This window comes from Bacillus sp. FSL W7-1360 (assembly GCF_038592975.1).
In the GTDB taxonomy this organism is placed as follows: Bacteria; Bacillota; Bacilli; order Bacillales; family Bacillaceae_D; genus Shouchella; species Shouchella lonarensis.
This window is the reverse complement of record NZ_CP151950.1, coordinates 2,723,743-2,740,499: the sequence shown is the minus strand read 5'-3', so window position 1 is coordinate 2,740,499 and position 16,757 is coordinate 2,723,743. Positions and strand designations below refer to the sequence as shown.

Here is a 16,757-nt window from a genome sequence, read left to right as displayed (position 1 = left end):
CGCTTCCTTTCCTAACTGTGGGTTTTCTTGCCTTGTGACAGACTGTGCCTAGCGCCCCTTCTTTATTATTTTGGGAAACCCGCAAATAAATATCAGAAAAATCCCCAAAAACCCTTTACATACTATTATTATCATGATATAATAAGTATGTAAGTTAAAGTAAAACATGCGGAGGCGATAAACAAATGAATATGCAGACATTCTGGAAACTCATCGAACAATCAAAGACTAAACCGAAATACGATGGCCTTGGGTCAGAAACCAGAACCAAATGGTTGGAAAATGAATTACTCAATCTAGGTCTTGAAGACGCGGTATACGCTGAGGCGGCAATAGTAAAACTGAGATCAAAAATGTTCTCCAACGATACATTATCTCGAGTTATACGTGACGAGGCGGTGGGAAAAAGAGACCTCCACTTCTCTGACGATATCCTGGACGATATTATATCGGGAATCATCCTAGAAGGGGAAAACGTCTTCATGAATTCACTAAAAGACCCCAATTACTTACGAAATTACTTAGCTAAAGCGGTAACCATCCCGCGCGAAGATGATCTTTTTATGGCAGCGATACGCGCGGTAGATCGGCTGAGTGAAAACGAACAAACTACACACAAAATAAGACTGATCGCGAAAGAACAAATATCTCAAGAAATCTCGAAAACAAAGGAAACAACCGCTGTGTTAGAGGATCTTACTCCTGAAAAGCAACAAGAACTTGCGGAAATGTACTATACCTGGACAGGAATGATTGATTCCCTCGCCTGGTTAGAAAGCACAACAAAGGACATCCCGTATAAAAGAGCAGAAATCAAGGAACTAAAAGAGGGTAAAGATCACCTAAAAAAGGTCATCCTAGAATGGGGATTTAACTTGAACCCTACTAAGGGGCTACAGGACAGTAAGGGAACTATATCCGTACTGACAAGACAAGACCCAAACAGCCCCCACGAACTAAGTTTTATTCTTCAACGAGATAACTAAACTAATTAAAGAATACTAATGATAAAGTGGGGCCTAGTGCCCTGCTTTATTTATGTAAAACATTACCACAATGGCACATCAGCCATGGCGATATTTTTGGAGAAACGCCCAAAATAAATATCAGAATAATGTCTTATAACCCTTTACATTCTATTATTATCATGATATAATTAGTATGTAAGTTAAATTAAAACATACGGAGGCGGTAAACATGAACTACCCATCAAGAGTGGAAGAAGTAAGCAACTACAATCCAAAAATAACGTACACAACATTCGTAGCAGTAGACAAAAAAGACGTAACAGGCTGGAACGGGGCCCTCGGCTGCTTCCGACTAAACGAAGGCTTCGGGATTTTAAACCTATACGAATACCTGATCGACCGGGAGTATTTCTGGCCTAACGGCTGCGATATCAAAATCCTACGCGGTAAATTCGGCGGAGTTGCTACCAACGGAAAAGACATAGCGGAATACCCGGACATAGTCGCCGCGATTGACGCCGAAGAATTTTGCGGGCTACTAGAAACCATATCAGAAATACTAGACATACCGGTACCAAATTTCGGCGAACACGCCCATACCCGGCACGCACTATGGGAACTAGTTAAAAAATACCAACCATGGGGGGCTTAATGCCCCCGCTTTATTTATTCGGTAATAAAGAGACGGTAACATGACTGAAACACTACTACGATTCTGCGACGGGGAAAGCAACTTAAGTTAGATAGACAAAACGAGATCGCGGGCTGTTATTAGGACAGCCCTTCCCGTAACCGTAAGAACAAACTTTACACTCCCTAATTAGTCATGTAAAATATATCATGAAAGGGAGCGTGATATTTATGATTGATAAAGAAGAACTAAGGGAATATCTGAAGGAAAACCTGTTAAATAAACACGAGGCAAGAGCGATAACAGGCCAATCGGCAGACGGCTTTAGACAGTCGGTGGAAACACATAAATTAACGCCTTTTTTTAAGACAGGGACCGGCCCAGGAACAATTAAACTCTATCTAAAGGAAGAGGTTGAAGCGTACGCCGTGCAAGTAAAGGAGCGCAGAAAACGCTATAAGTAATTCTCCGGAAAGGTATAAAAAGACTTTACATACTATTATTATCATGATATAATTAGTGTGTAAGTTAAATTAAACCCAGGAGATGAATCACATGAAACAACGCGAATTTAGCAAAGGGACCATGGACTTATTCCTCGCCGTAGTTGAGACAGAGTCAGGAACAGAAGGGTATTTCATTGTTCAAGAACACTGCGGAACTGACGACGGGCGCTTCTACGTACGACGCCACAACCTTGACACCTCCGCCGGCGACCGCGTGGACGAGTTAGATTTTGACAGCTATGAAGCGGCTGAAGCGCATCTACACAAGATCGTGAAAAAATAGGCAATAGGGGCTCTGCCCCCTGTTGCTCGTCCAATAGTATTTTCCATGCCCTAGCAGCGTTAGTATTGTGTGAAACATCTCCCTTCCTCGGGGTTGTCCCAAGAAGTCTTACCTTTTGGGACAGCCCTGACACAAAGAAAAAAAAGGAGAATGAAAAATGATAGAAAAACTTTACTGGAACATTCGGAAACTTGAAGCAACCGCATCTACAAAAATCGAAGGTCTACACGTATTAGGATATTACTGGAAAGGTAGGATCTTCACTTTGGATAAGGACTCGCTTGAACACATCGAGCGTACGAGAGTGGGCGATGTCGATGACTTTCTCAAAATGAAAGACGTTTGTCACATGATCAATCGGCACACTTTCTCCAACATAACCAGTGACACAAAACATTTTATATATGAAACTTACGATGACGAAGAGCGTTACACACTTACCGTGCTCCAAGGTATTTTTGGCATGCCCGAACACAAACAGTTTCACTTTGATTCATGGGATAGGCTGGTCGAGTTCACAAAGGAGGCCTGAATCACGGGACGTGTATACGGCACATACGCTTACGGGTGCAAAGGCCGTATTTATGAAAAGAAACGCCACTTTCAATCAAAAGTGTAACTATAACATCAATGTCTATCTTTATCGATATCATAAATATCACTTAGAGCGTTTCCTACGAGAGGAATTCTCTCTCCGACTACGTGAAAATATCTGCCGTCCGCGTGGAATTTCATGGGGCACGTGCGAGCTACCCCCATCTTTCCCCGCCAAATATATAGAAATGGTTCTCCTTAATGAAGAAATCATAAACATTCCTCTTCTGCGTTTGTCCAATAATCTACGGTTAAACATCCATCCCGCAACCACTACTGCTAAAAATATCCCGACAAAGGCTATCATAACTAACCATAAAATGTAATCAGCGCCTATTTCACCAATCAATTTTTCGTCTTTCATGGCCTCATCATACAAAATATTGAAAATAGCAATAGAGAAAGCGATAGCAAATGGTGCAATCATCCCCAAAAGAAATGTCGAGTGAGATTCTTCTTTTTTGCTTCTCATTTTTCTTTTCACATACACAAGAACGTATTTTCGTATAATGAAGTCATTCACAGATGCGTTTTCTATCCAACCATAGAACTCTTTTTCAATCAATTGTTTCCTTAACTTATCTAATCGGGACACGTTTCGAGACATGTTCTTTTCTCTTATAACACCATAAGCTTGAAAAACACGACTATTAATAAACCTTATCGCTTCAGCAACAGGTCCCAGAAATATTAATGCAATAATGATTATCGCCCCAAATATTCTCACACCCCCCTCAGGAATAAGATAAATAATTTCTCGTATAATCTCCCCCATAACAGTCATCATCAAAGAATAATATGCAACAAGTAAAACAAACACAGCCGCGTAGTCTTTCCATAGCTGCTTCCTCTCACGTTTTCCCATCGCTGTTTCACAAAGCACTGGACAAGAAATATATAGTGACTTAAAGCTCGTCTTACCCTCTATTTTTTCTAATAGGTCATCCACTTCTTGTTCAACATCCATATGTGCTCACCTCCACGTATATAGTCATTTGACAACTCAAGCGCCGTCTTCATATGTACACCCAGCTCTGTACCATCAAAAAAAGCTAAGCACAACCATTGCTAACACAACACTGTGGACTCAATCTTACAGTATCATGCCAGAAATTAATGCACAACGTCTTTCTCTTCCTCTAACGAACGCTCATACGCTTCCCGCTGTTTGTTTAGCTTATAAGAAACCGCGTATATGCTAATAAAAATGATGCCGCTTAGTGCCCATCCTAAGATTGTGCGGAATAGAACCAACTCGTTATATCCTTCAACGCCTTTGTGGAACAAATAAAAAGCCGTCACTGCCGCATATAACAAGTCTTGAACGACAAAAGCAAGAGTGACAAGGACAAAAATATAAAAAATCCCTTTTTGCCTAAACGCTATGTTTGACTGTTCACGCGAATAACCCGCCGCTTCGGCAAAATCAATCGCAAAGTATAAAAACAGCGGTTTGCGAATCGCAATCGTCCCCAATATTATCAAAGCTGTTGTGGAATTAAACCACACTTTGCTATTCCAGAGGATTGCTTCGGCCGACGGAGATAAAATATTAATAATGAAAGAAACGGCTAACGTAATCACCACGTAAATACCGTAACTGTTTATTCTTTTTGTTAGCGCTAAACGAATGGCAGAGTACACCAATCCTGGAATTGTTGATAATAGCATCGCGTAATAATCGCCGATCATATCACGTCCGTAATTCCAGATCGCTAATGGCAAAACGACAAAGAAAAGGATATCTCCTAATAAAAATTTCCGATTCAATGACAACACGTCCTTCTCAATCGCTAATCTTTCTTTTAGTCCTTATAAAAGACCAGCGATTGTGCCTATTTATCCATCAATAACCCCAGAACTTTCTTCAAGATTTCTTCTTTCTCATCAACACCAGCAGAGTTCGGAATCTCTTTTAACGTGAGCTGAATTTCAAACTGATTCCCTTCATTCGCTAAAAAGTCGGCAATCTTTTTCAGTCGTTTGCTCAAAACATCCCCGCAGTAAGTACCTGACAGCTCTATTGCGTGACTATTCTCTGATAAACCATGAGGCGTGGCATCATTTTTCTCTCCACTCTCCACGACTTCTTCAACTGCCTCTATCGTCGTTGCAGCAACTTCACTACCTGCACTAGATATAACCGCACTCATTGCCTGCCTCTTTGTCTCTTCTTCAATTTCTCGAACTACCTGATCAATTTCCAATCGGTTTTTCTCCGCCCACTTCCTTAATTTATCGCGTAACACGTATACTTTGGCTTTGCTAGCACCAAGCGCTTCTGCTAATTTTGTGCGCTGTTTTTTATACCGCTTTTCATAAACTCCCCACATCAAGTAAAATTGTTGTTTCATTTCAATTCGCATAAAAGTCTCATAATCAGGCACGTTATCCTTGTAGGTTTGCAACAGAGAAAGCGGGATAACAGACTGTTTATATCGCTTCAACTCACGTGGAACGTTGAGTTTCTGGAGCAGCGCATAATATGGCCCTTCACGCATACCCATTTTCTCGCATATATCTTTATTTTTATAAAGACCGCGCCAACGCTCCAGCAATTCCTTTTGTTCTTGTTCTGAGCGCTTTTTAAATTCTTCCAATGGCAGCACATCGTTCATGTTATAAGACCTCACTTCACTTGGTTTTATGTATTCTTTTTTCTCTTTATTTGATAATTGGTCATAGGGAAGACGCATGCCGCCCTTGAAGGTGTGCTTCTTCCCCTTGCCAGCGCGAGAAAAAACACCCGCGCCTGTTTTTTTCTTGCTATGTACATCCTGGAAAAATAGCCGCTCTGCATCACTCTTCAATCGTCGTCCTCCCTTCACTTTGCTGTTCGTTTAACAACCTGAATCCTGCACTTGATCCCGACTATAACGCTTCTTATTTCTTTCATTTACTATCAGCAAAACCCCGACAGCCAAATATAACCCTATTGGTATGGCTGAAAATAACACCAAAGGCCATACTCTTATTAGAAAAACAAGTGAATATGATATTACACTAACAAAAAACATAGTTGCTGCCGCTTTTGGATACTTATTCAAAATCACCACTGCCACAATTCCAATTATCGTAACAATACCAGCGCCAAACACAGAAACAAGATCACTATGGCCCGGTTTCCCATCCATCATGCTTCCAAAGTAAGCTAGTAAAAGAAAAATTGTTCCCAATCCAAAAGTAGAGACCCCTACAATCCCCAAGACAAACGCTACTGGTCGTTTCATGAATTCCCCCTTACCTAAACCAATCATTCAGCCCGTCAATGATCATGCCCAGATACTCGCGTTTCTCCACAGGGTACACATACACTTCTTGTTTCTCTTCAATATCGTGATAATGGATATGCCAAACGAAGTCTTCCGATTCTAAGAGGAACTGCATCTCAAGTAACTCACTTTCATTTTTCACAGCATAATCGGTCTGTAAAAATGAGATATTATCAAACACCAATTTGTTTGCACGATAGTCCTTTAAAAACTGCAAAATCGAACCAGCATATGCTTCTTTCTCGATCAGTTCATCCAATTGTTCTGCGGTGATCTCATGCAACATTTCAAAGAAGTCTACTTCCATCGTAAACCCTTCCAACGCCTGTGTGTCCACCTCTTCTACTTCATAAAAATCATGAAGGAATGTGGTGCGCTGTTCTACATCATCCACCAACTCAAACGAGTGATCTGCCCCTTTACATGTTTGAACAATCGCGTTATCTCCTTCTACATGGTGAAGCATCAACACCGTATTTCCTCGCACACACCGTAAACGCTTGCTTGCTCTCATGAGTGTGTGAATAAAACTCTCAAATTCTTTAATGAGGTTAGATTCTCGTTCACTGTCCCAATAGCCACGGTGCTTGAGCAGTGTCTCCGTGTGTTCTGCAAATCGAACCCGCTCTTCTTCGCTTGAGATTCTTTTACTTGCGTTTAAAATTTCTGCCGCTACTTCCCCATATCCACATAACAAAAATGCCGTTGTCATCTCGTCTGTTGATAGTGTGAAGGCTGTTTGTGCTTGTTCTAACTCTAATTCTGCCATCTTTAATCACTCCTAGTTTTGGTTTCAATTACTTCTTCAATTTCAAATGGGCGCCAATTCCCCTTTTTCTCTTGATACAAGGCTATTACTTTTTCCGACTTTTTGTCGCTGCCCACCACTTCACATAAGAAAAACCCCTCCTTCATGCCTTCTTCTTTGAAAAAGATTAGTTCTTCTTCAGAACCACGAAATAAAATTCTGTTGAAATGATACACACCTTGCTTTCCGTCTACTAACATAATATTATCGGGGAAATCTGTTTCGCCTTTAATACTATAAGCAAAACTTCCTTTTATTCCTTTATATCTAAAGTCACTAGGATAAAACAACACATATCCTGACACCTCGGAATAGATATCTTCAAAACGCCATTTAGTAAACAGTTTAACAAATCCCCATATTAAAACACCAAATACTATTGATAGTACCATAATAACCGTGAACGGACCTACTATTGCATCAGCCACTTCTACCCCATACTGTTTTTCATACCACCTTACATGATTGGGACTATTCCAGCGCCAAAACCCATCTCCATTTATAAGAGGGGGACCCCAACTCAACGCCAACCAAAACAACATCAAAAACACGTACAATTTAAAAACAGCTTTCAAAGAAGCAACAGGAGCGTTCCTCCTCATCACTACTAATACCAAACATATTAGCTGGATAGATAATATCCCTAAGAATATCATTTGGATTAAAGGATATGCAGAAGCCACCTGTAAAGCACATAGTGAGGATACTACTATCGTCCACGTGGCTATGACCGATATCAATGAAAAATACCAAACTTTCCTGTTAAAGAACCGATGAGTTATGTGTATTAAGATCAATCCTACCACAAAGTAACTTCCTAGCAGTATCTTACTCACCAAACGAAAAGATTCCGTTTCAGAAACATAATAGATGTTTATAGCACTAAACACATAAACGAAGATCCCACCAAAAATAAGCAATAAATATCCCGCCAACCTGGCATCCAATCTTTCTACATTTAGCTTCTCGAGAATTTCAGTAAACTTATCCACTTTCTCATCACCTGACTATGAAGATATTTGTACATCCCTCAAAAAGAGGGGGAAAGAACCCCCCTAGTCATTCATCGGCTCATCAACCAAATAAGCCTCTTTTTAGGATCAGACCATATGTCCTTCAAAGTGTTAATCTGATTATTAATCTCCCTTTTTGTTTCCTGCCAATTTTCTTTCACATATTCTTCAATGCTACCTGAGATATTTTCACCAAAATCTCTCCCACGCTCGGTAGCATCACCACCGGTGGATAAGTTGTATCCAGCTAATAAAAATGGGCCCAGCCCATATCCAATACCTGCCCCAATAGCTGCTCCAGCAGCCATACCTACAGGGCCTCCTGGAATTCCAAAAATACCACCCACGATGATACCCGCTCCAGCACCTAAAAGAGGTCCGCTCAAATCTGCAGCAGTACCACCAAGGAAACGGCCTGCTTTCTGCCAAAATGTCTTATCCTTGTTTTCCGATCTCACAAACTCAAGAGAGTTGTCTAAGATGACTACACCGGTGCCAATATAAGGAACTTTTTTCCCGTATTTCATTACAGAATCCCAAGGAATATTTTTTACTCCTTTACCCACACCTTGAAGGGTTGTGGTAACACCTCTTACAACCTTATTATCCATCGTGGCCTTCCCTAAAGCCGCTGTCGCCATTGCTGCTGTTGCCTTCAATTCTGTTATCTTCCTGCCACCCAATTGACTTGCTTTAGCAATGTTTGTCACTGCTGTTGCTGCTGTCTTTGTGGCCAGTCCTTTTACGAAATTTGTGGCAGAGAAAGCTTTTACACCGTTCACAATGCTTCCTGTTGTCCTTGCAATCTCCCGTCCAACTGGAGTATTCGCAAAAGCTGTGCCCAGTTTTGTTACAGTGTTTCTAGCACCTACTGCTGTGCTAATAATGCCTTTACCAATATCACTTTCCGCAAAAGACTTACCAAGTTTTGTAACGCCATCGCTAACAGTCGCCTTTATGCCAGACCATGTTCCTTGAAACGAGTCACCTATCTTTGAAAGAGCTGTCATCCCTTTAGACGGTAGCCCTTTTAGCACATTCACTGTGTCTCCTGCAAAAGACATTGCCCCTCTTGTGACAGGATGTGTGCTCACATACATACCAAAACCATTCACCGCACGACCCATTTCTTTATTCAATGCTCTGCCCGCATACCGCAAACCAGAGGTAAGCGTCGTAAACATCTTCACTTGTTCGTCAAAAAACATCTGAGATTCCATCATCACTCTCACGGTTGTTCCTGTTATTTCTTTACCAAAGCGCTTGCCTATCTCCTTTGCTCCACCCGCGACAGTCACAACGTTCGCCACCATCGATGTCATTGAGAAGAAATCTCCCACCTGATCCCACATCGACGGCTCTTTTGTGCTTTCTACTTCCTCTCTCGTACAGCTTTCACCCTCCACGGTTGGCTTCGGCGCGAATTCATGGAGCGTATTCTCTTCAAAGTGGGCTTTTGCTTCTGTCACGTAGTTCCTTGGCATCACAGGTCCAGCATTCGACCATCTCTCTGCTTGCTTGACCGTGTTTCCGAGCGAGTTCAGATGTGCTTCTACCGCTTTCATGATTGCCGTATTCGTTTTATCAAGACTCTTTAGCTTCTGGTGCACTTGTAAGGCGTCCCTCTTTGCTTGATTAATATCCATTGTCATTGGGGCGCCGCTTAATTTTCCGATGTTCACAATATCTTGAATTGATGCCGCTATCTTATTGACATTGGCAATCCCCTCGTCGGTTGACACCTGTAAACGTTCGAGTCCCTTTGGCATGTCCATAAACCAAAAGTCTTGCCGGACGAGTGCATCCGCGGATTCAAAGCTTAAGATGTTCTTTTTCATTTGTTTAACGGCTTTTGTGAACACGTTGAAAAAACCTCGGAACGTACGTATCGTTGGTAGTTGCACATATTTAAAATGGTTTCGAATTGCTTTTGGACCACCGCCGCTGAACGTGCCGACCATGATCACACGCCGCACTTGCGTTTCCACCGTTTGGAATGTCTTGTCTGCGTCTTCTCTTCTTTTGATGACTTCATCTAAAATGCCGATTGCTTCTTTTACATCGAGTACTTTCACGGTGCACCTCCTTTATTTTATTCGGTTTGCGATTGCCTGATCTTGCAGGCGGTACGTTCGCACTAACCGATCACTCTTGCGCGCAATTTTATTTAGGGATTGGACATATGTCGTCATGTGTTTATTACATGCTTCCTCAGCCGCAATCAAACTATTTAACATATCTAAGTTACATGCGCTTGCTGCGACCTTGCCTGGAGATGTTGCACTACTTGCAGCACTTGAAACACCTTTTAGCGTTTGCACAACAATCGCTTCATTGATTCGAATTTCCATTTAGCATTCAACCTTTCTCTGCATTTTTTTGACGTGTCTCAAGACTACTTATTCGACTTCGAGCACTACTAATTCGGTTTCGCGCGTTAGAAATGTCTGAGGAAATGCGAGACGTTTGTTTGTCGATGGCATTGATCATACTTTGTACCCGTGTGACCAACAGTTGGTTTTTTGTCACCCTGTTGTTACGGAAGAGGGTGTGACGTGCAGCTGCTCTCCCGCGTGTCCTCTCTCCATTGATGACGGGTTGCTTCATAATTAAAGATTTTTGCGCGCTAAACCTACTTTTATAAGTGACCAAACTTTTTCTCGCCGCGGCTAATCGTTTTAGCTCATCTTGCCCCGTTGTAATTCCTCCTTGTAGCGCACCAATTGTATGTTTTAATTGTCTAATTTGCATCGTATAAGGCACTGCGTTTCCCCTCCTTATCTCCTTATTACACCGTTCATTCTATTCACACTTTAAGTATAGTGAAGCACATTGTAACGGTCAAGAATAATTACCGACCCCCTCTAAAGAACAGAGGGGAGTCAGTTCTTTTACGGTGTATAAACTGGTTCTTCTTCCTTCAACATTTCTGGAATTTTCATCTTCGTTTCTTTGCCATTGACAATGTAGTAACCAAACCCTTGTTCTAGCTTCTCTTCATGCACAAATCGTGTGCTTACGAGTGATTGATCTGTTTTCTTCATTACAAGAATGTGTTGACGCACGCTCTTTAATTCACTTACAAAGTCACCAAACCCAGATGTTAGTTCCGCATGGTTTGTCGCTAGCAACACTTTAAAGCCGAGATGCCCCGCTGATTTCATTAAGCTGACAAGCATGGACTCTAGTTTCTTATCATCCTCAAATTCAATGTCACTATCAAGCGTCTCTTTAAATGAAGAATAGCTGTCAATGACAAACATGTACGGCGTGAACGTTGGCATCGGCTTTCCGGCGCTAAGTGCGTCTGTGTAGCTTTTTTCGCGTTCGCTCATGACTTGTTTTGCGGTTTGTAGTTCTTGCCTCATTTGTGCTTCTACATCTGTTGCGTACACGATGCGATCGTGATAGCTAAAGAAAGATAGTGGCCGGTCAAAACCATCAAACACAACCGCTTTTTCTACCCCACGCTCTAAGTAGAACGTCAGCAACACTTTTAACATATTCGATTTCCCACTGTGCGCTTCACCTGCAATGACGAGGTGCGCTCCTGCACTTTCATTGAGGTAGACAGGTTGTACCGTATCTTCGTTTAAGCCGAGCGCAATTCTCTCTTGTTCTTTAATTCGCTTACGGAACGGTACGAGATGTAAATCTTTTGGTAACATCGCCATTTCCTCTGGCAAAGACAATCCTTCATAACGTTTGTTCAATGTTTGGATATGTGCTTTCACGTTGTCAAGCACTTCGCGGTCTGTGTCACCTTCAACTGGTAAAAATGCTTGGCAGAACCAATTCCGGTCTGTCTTAATGATCAACCTGCCTGGAATGGCTTCTAGTTTAAATGGGAGTTGACCAAAGAGTGATGTGACCTCCGAGTCGTCAAGCATGTAGTGACAAATCTTTGTTGTCATGTTCCCCATCATCGCAGGCATAATCGCATTCGGTGAGGTGGCTGTGACGAATATATACACACCGCGCGACTGTCCATCCCTTGAGAGTTGAATAATTGTTTGAACATCATCGTCAAATTCTTCTTTTAACACGTCGAAGTTGTCTATCGCTAAAATGATCGCAGGGAGTGGCTCCTCGCTCACTTCATTGTAAAGGGCGAGCGTACTTACTTCTTGTAGTAAAAATAGTTCTGTTCGACGCTCAATTTCACTTTGGATAAAGTCTAACAGCTTTTCTTTCTTACGGGCTTCATCTATTTTCATGTAGTCACCCGTATGGGCAAGTTGACGTAATGGCAATAATGCACCATTCCCGAAGTCAAGCACATAAAAGTGCACTTGTTCTGGCGTCAAAGCTTCCGTAAACGCTAGTAACATCGTGAGTAATGTCGTTGATTTGCCGTATCCACTCGCCCCAAGAACCAAGACGTTGCCGCTTTTTCCCCATTCGTAACAAACAGGGAATTGGCGTTGACGCTCTGGGTCGTCGATCATTGCAATTGGGAAGGCTTTTCCTTCGTCGTCTACAGCTGGACGTACGAGCCTTTCTCCTAAAGGATCTAACCAAGGACTTTTTGCCGGTACAACCGCCAAATCTTCTGTTGTCGCATTGATTTCCTCGACAACCGCTTCGATTTCCGTCTTTCCTTTTTCTTTCTTTTGTTTCCTAACAGCACTCTGAGAGACACCTTTTAAGCCAAGATCGGTCACATAGAAAATGTCTTCTTCTCCTTCGTGCACTTCGCGTAAATACTGAGCACCAGACCATGCGCTTTGGAAGAGGTCATATTGTTCATTGTTGCCGACCTGTAAGTAGCCTCGTCCTGTTTGGGTAATGGAAGCTGCGTCTTCATTTTTTAGTATTTCTCGTGAATCCTCTGGCGTTTGTACTTTTAAAGCTACTTTAAAGCGAGAGTTACTCCAAATTTGGTCATCAACGACACCGGAAGGCTTTTGTGTCGCCAAAATCAAATGAACCCCTAGGCTTCGACCAATCCGTGCGGCACTGACGAGCTTCTTCACAAACTCATCTTCTTCGTTTTTCAACTCCGCAAACTCATCGGAAATAATGAGTAAGTGTGGCATTGGTTCCTCGGCTGTTCCTTCTTTGTACAATTCCATATAATCGTCTATATGGCTGACTGTATGTTGGTCAAACAACCGTTGCCGTTTTTTCAGTTCACTTTCAATGGATGCGAGCGCCCGTGCACTAAAGTTTGGACTGTCCGCAATGTTTGTAATGACGCCAAGTAAATGAGGCATATTTTTAAATGGCTGTGCCATCCCGCCACCTTTGTAGTCGATTAATAAAAATGCGACTTCGTGTGGATGGTAATTAATCGCTAACGATAAGATGTAGGTTTGTAGGAACTCTGATTTCCCTGATCCTGTCGTTCCCGCAAGCAAGCCGTGCGGTCCGTGCGCTTTCTCATGGATGTTTAATTCTAACAGCTCATCTTTTGACTTAAAGCCGATCGGCGCCGCAAGTGAATCGATGCTATTGTTTTTCGCCCATCTCTCGCGGATCGCTAAGTCTTTTACTTGAGCGACGTAGAACATCTCCATAAACGAGACCATATCAGGGACGGAATGAACCATTCCTTGTTGGTGCTGCAAAGAGAAGAGCGTGCGCGCAAACCGTTCATTTGTTTCACTTTTGTACGTGTCAAACAAGAAACGTTTATGTTCCGCTTCACCGCCACGCATGACGATTTCTCCTTCACGATGGTTGACAGCTTTTACGACTGTACGGATGTGTTCACTCAAGTTTTCTTCTGCGTCCGTAAGGAATACCACAGAAAATCCTAACGATTTGTCCTCTCCTTCGAGATACTCCATGATGGCATGCTCTGCAATGAGCGGACGATTCGCCACAAGGAACACAATATGTGGTGTATAAAGCCTCTTCTCATCTTCGTCGTCCGACTTTTGATCCAAATCCCGCTCGCGAATCATTTGATACAATGGATTTAATAGTTGGTCACATGCTTTTTCATCATAGACAAACCCTTTTGCATGTGTATGAAAAAACTCAAAGTGTGGCAACCAGCGCATCCACGCCCATTTCTCAAATTGTCTTTCGTCCAACACCGCCACAAAACGTAAGTCATGATAGCTATGGGCAAAAGCAAGCTGTCCAACAAGCTGTGACACTTCTCGCTCAACGGTTCTCGGTTTCCCAACATACCCGATTGCACCTTCTGCTAGACTTAACCGAAGCGGCGCATTTTCAATAGAAAGATACGCTTTTTTTAGTTTGTCATAATCAAGAAGCAAGTCATCACGCTCACGCTCTGAAAACTCATCGCGGGCATCTTCTAAACGAAAACTCGTCGGCACTGTTGATCTACCGACACGCACTTCAAGAAAGTCTTCGTCCTTGATCGCTTTTTCATATATGCGCCGATGAATATAGCGAGACATCTCTTTCATCTTTTCAAACGGCGGCAAGTGATACGCGAGTGCATGCTGTTGTTTTTCCTTTAATGCTTGTAATTCATCGTGCTTTTCCTTTAAATAACCTCTATATAAACGCCTTCTAATTTCTTCTTTTTTCTTCTTATGCTTTTTATCTCGGAAATACATGATCACCGCGGTAATAATCATTCCTAACATGATGGGTATTGAAATCAACATAAACCATCCGTTAGGAATCAGTAACGTCGCAAGTCCCATCGCGATAATGATGACTACTTGGGGCAAAATGGTAAGCCACAGCGGTCGCTCATTATCATCATGCTCTTGACTCGGAATCGAAAAAGGCACTTCATCCTTTGGTTCTCGGTAAAGAATACGTGGGGTGCGTCGGTACATTGGATACTGTTGTTGCATCAGAGATGTGGGTGTTTCTACTTGTGAGAATGTCGTTTCGTATGGTTCGAAACTCTCAATTATTAATGTGTCACCATCCATGATCGATAACGCTGCATGCCCGGCTATGACAGCATCACCGTTTAAAATCGGTGTAGGAGATGTCACTTTCTCACCGTTGACGTATAACGGCTGTTCATCTTTTTGCGGATAAAGCTGCCATCTATTTTGATCAGTTTCGTATAAAAGTGTGAATGAGACAGGGAATGGCAACACCATTTGCGCCGAAGACTCACTAGACACTGTGACCATATTGTGATGCCCGATGTAATACTTTTTTATAGGTAATGTGTCATCTATATATAGGAAAGACAATGTTTTACCGTCTATTTCTAACTCACACGATTCCCCAGAAGGGAGTACCTGTAAAGAAACATCCTCACGCATGATGACGCACTGTCCGCCTTGAGACTTTGCTTGTATATCTGTTTTTAAAGAGGAAATACGTAACTTCGCATGCTCCTCAGGTCCCATTGCTATCGGGAGCTCATCAACGGTTGTTTTTTGGACGTATTGGTCATAGAAAACCCATAGTGACGCGGACACTATTCATCACCCCCGTCCTTCTTCTCATCAGCATCCTCTTTTTTACCTTCTCGATCCTTTTCCTCGTTTTGTTCCTCTTCACTTACGTCGCTAGAAGCGGGTTCTGTTTGCGGCTGTAATCGCTCTTCTTCTTGTTTCTTCTCTTCTTCTAGTTTTTCGAGCGCCTGCATGTAGTCTGTAATTTCATTATCGACTTCTTTAATTAAGTCTTCGCGTTCTTTTCCTGACAAGTTTTTATCATTTTTAATTTCTTCACGACGCTTAATTTGGGCATACGCAATCAAGACTTCATCCCCAAGCCCACGAGCAATATCAACAGCCTCTTCATTTTCACCGCGACCAATGGCAATCCAGTAATCAAAATACGGCTCAGCCGCCTGGAGCACAAGGACATTTGTAAGGTTTGCTTTCTGTTCGTCTTTTAACTGTTCTGTCGCAACGTACGCTTGTGCAAGCTGAAATTTCACGACACGCGGCATCACGTTCGGTTTGTATGACTCAAGGATATCAATTACTTCGCTATAATTTTCATTTAAGTACGCACGATGGCTTTCAGTAAATGCTGCTTGTCTTGGTTGTAAAAAGGCAAGCACATACACAGTAAACACAATCGCTGGCACAAGTGCCACGATAAGTCCAATGCCTGTCCACTTTTGGATCGTCCATTTCTTTTTTGGCACTTTATGTAGCACGGCTTCTTCTTTTTCATGAACCTGTATCCATTTAGACACAAGATCACGCAATGCCTCTAACGTTGTTTGTTTCATAAGAGACGTTGCTTTAGGTGACAATTTTAGTACGCCGTTATCATTCATATATTCGTTAAAATGATATTGTCCATCTAAAAGTGCAGATAAGGTCGCTCGTAGTTCCAAAAACAATTTTTCCTCATCTCTTTCATCAGGAGGCATACTGTTTTTAATGCCGTAATGGATCAATACGATGTCAAGTGCTTCACTGACAAGCACATTCTCCGGACAAATGATCAAATGAAGTTTGTCATTACGATGTTGCATGACTTTTTGAATCAATGCCGCAGCAATAAAAAGCCTTGTACTTTCTGTTTTACGCCTAACAGTTCCAAAAGGCGTCAAAGGCGTGTTAGATCTCACTGTGATCACAAAATCATCATCATTTTGGCTGATGGTCCGTGTTGTATAGGCATCACACCCATCTAGTATTTGGGCTTCTAACACGTCATGTAACTTAATTTCTTCATATTGTAATGTAATGGTATAATGGCCATCTTCGGTACGTGCTACTGCAGCGCCTGTTTGTTCTTCTAAATATCTCTTTTTCTTCTCATCCATTT

General features: G+C 42.1%; 16 protein-coding genes. 5 read left to right on the top strand and 11 right to left on the bottom strand.

Features of this window, described 5'->3' with window-relative positions; genetic code table 11:
* The first annotated feature begins 185 nt into the window (after window positions 1-185).
* From NSQ26_RS14115 to NSQ26_RS14095, 5 genes are all read left to right on the top strand, one after another.
* The gene (locus NSQ26_RS14115) at window positions 186-986 is read left to right on the top strand and encodes a DUF4240 domain-containing protein (RefSeq protein ID WP_499718630.1); all 801 of its coding nucleotides are present in this window, start codon (window positions 186-188) and stop codon (window positions 984-986) included.
* 211 nt (window positions 987-1,197) lie between these two features.
* A complete protein-coding gene (locus NSQ26_RS14110; protein WP_499718629.1) occupies window positions 1,198-1,620 on the top strand; it encodes a hypothetical protein in 423 nt (140 codons plus the stop codon).
* 209 nt (window positions 1,621-1,829) lie between these two features.
* A complete protein-coding gene (locus tag NSQ26_RS14105) occupies window positions 1,830-2,063 on the top strand; it encodes a hypothetical protein (protein ID WP_499718628.1) in 234 nt (77 codons plus the stop codon).
* 91 nt (window positions 2,064-2,154) lie between these two features.
* A complete protein-coding gene (locus tag NSQ26_RS14100) occupies window positions 2,155-2,388 on the top strand; it encodes a DUF7447 family protein (RefSeq protein WP_499718627.1) in 234 nt (77 codons plus the stop codon).
* Between the two features lie 157 nt (window positions 2,389-2,545).
* Complete coding sequence (locus NSQ26_RS14095) at window positions 2,546-2,920, top strand: hypothetical protein (protein ID WP_499718626.1); 375 nt, start codon at window positions 2,546-2,548, stop codon at window positions 2,918-2,920.
* A 126-nt stretch (window positions 2,921-3,046) separates the two neighbouring features.
* Here NSQ26_RS14095 and NSQ26_RS14090 read toward each other — a convergent pair whose 3' ends face one another.
* The 11 genes from NSQ26_RS14090 to essB all read right to left on the bottom strand — a co-directional run bounded on the left by NSQ26_RS14090 (window position 3,047) and on the right by essB (window position 16,755).
* Window positions 3,047-3,949, bottom strand: coding sequence for a hypothetical protein (locus NSQ26_RS14090; protein WP_499718625.1), 903 nt, complete (start codon window positions 3,947-3,949; stop codon window positions 3,047-3,049).
* Between the two features lie 146 nt (window positions 3,950-4,095).
* Window positions 4,096-4,752: a VC0807 family protein gene (locus NSQ26_RS14085; protein ID WP_499718624.1), complete on the bottom strand. Its 657-nt coding sequence runs from the start codon at window positions 4,750-4,752 to the stop codon at window positions 4,096-4,098.
* Between the two features lie 65 nt (window positions 4,753-4,817).
* The gene (locus tag NSQ26_RS14080; RefSeq protein WP_499718623.1) at window positions 4,818-5,792 is read right to left on the bottom strand and encodes a hypothetical protein; all 975 of its coding nucleotides are present in this window, start codon (window positions 5,790-5,792) and stop codon (window positions 4,818-4,820) included.
* A gap of 30 nt (window positions 5,793-5,822) precedes the next feature.
* The gene (locus NSQ26_RS14075; protein WP_499718622.1) at window positions 5,823-6,212 is read right to left on the bottom strand and encodes a hypothetical protein; all 390 of its coding nucleotides are present in this window, start codon (window positions 6,210-6,212) and stop codon (window positions 5,823-5,825) included.
* A 10-nt stretch (window positions 6,213-6,222) separates the two neighbouring features.
* On the bottom strand, window positions 6,223-7,023 hold the full coding sequence (locus NSQ26_RS14070) for a hypothetical protein (protein ID WP_499718621.1): 801 nt from the start codon (window positions 7,021-7,023) through the stop codon (window positions 6,223-6,225).
* Window positions 7,024-7,025: 2 nt separating this feature from the next.
* Window positions 7,026-8,054 (bottom strand): hypothetical protein, encoded by a 1,029-nt coding sequence (locus tag NSQ26_RS14065; RefSeq protein ID WP_499718620.1) that lies wholly within the window; start codon window positions 8,052-8,054, stop codon window positions 7,026-7,028.
* Between the two features lie 71 nt (window positions 8,055-8,125).
* On the bottom strand, window positions 8,126-10,150 hold the full coding sequence (locus NSQ26_RS14060; RefSeq protein ID WP_499718619.1) for a T7SS effector LXG polymorphic toxin: 2,025 nt from the start codon (window positions 10,148-10,150) through the stop codon (window positions 8,126-8,128).
* A 12-nt stretch (window positions 10,151-10,162) separates the two neighbouring features.
* Window positions 10,163-10,426: a DUF5344 family protein gene (locus NSQ26_RS14055; protein WP_499718618.1), complete on the bottom strand. Its 264-nt coding sequence runs from the start codon at window positions 10,424-10,426 to the stop codon at window positions 10,163-10,165.
* A 7-nt stretch (window positions 10,427-10,433) separates the two neighbouring features.
* Complete coding sequence (locus tag NSQ26_RS14050) at window positions 10,434-10,838, bottom strand: YwqH-like family protein (protein WP_499718617.1); 405 nt, start codon at window positions 10,836-10,838, stop codon at window positions 10,434-10,436.
* 128 nt (window positions 10,839-10,966) lie between these two features.
* Window positions 10,967-15,445, bottom strand: a complete 4,479-nt coding sequence (gene essC, locus NSQ26_RS14045) for a type VII secretion protein EssC (protein WP_499718616.1) — start codon at window positions 15,443-15,445, stop codon at window positions 10,967-10,969.
* The gene (gene essB, locus NSQ26_RS14040) at window positions 15,445-16,755 is read right to left on the bottom strand and encodes a type VII secretion protein EssB (RefSeq protein ID WP_499718615.1); all 1,311 of its coding nucleotides are present in this window, start codon (window positions 16,753-16,755) and stop codon (window positions 15,445-15,447) included. The genes essC and essB overlap by 1 nt, the downstream gene beginning before the upstream one ends.
* Window positions 16,756-16,757: the final 2 nt, after the last annotated feature.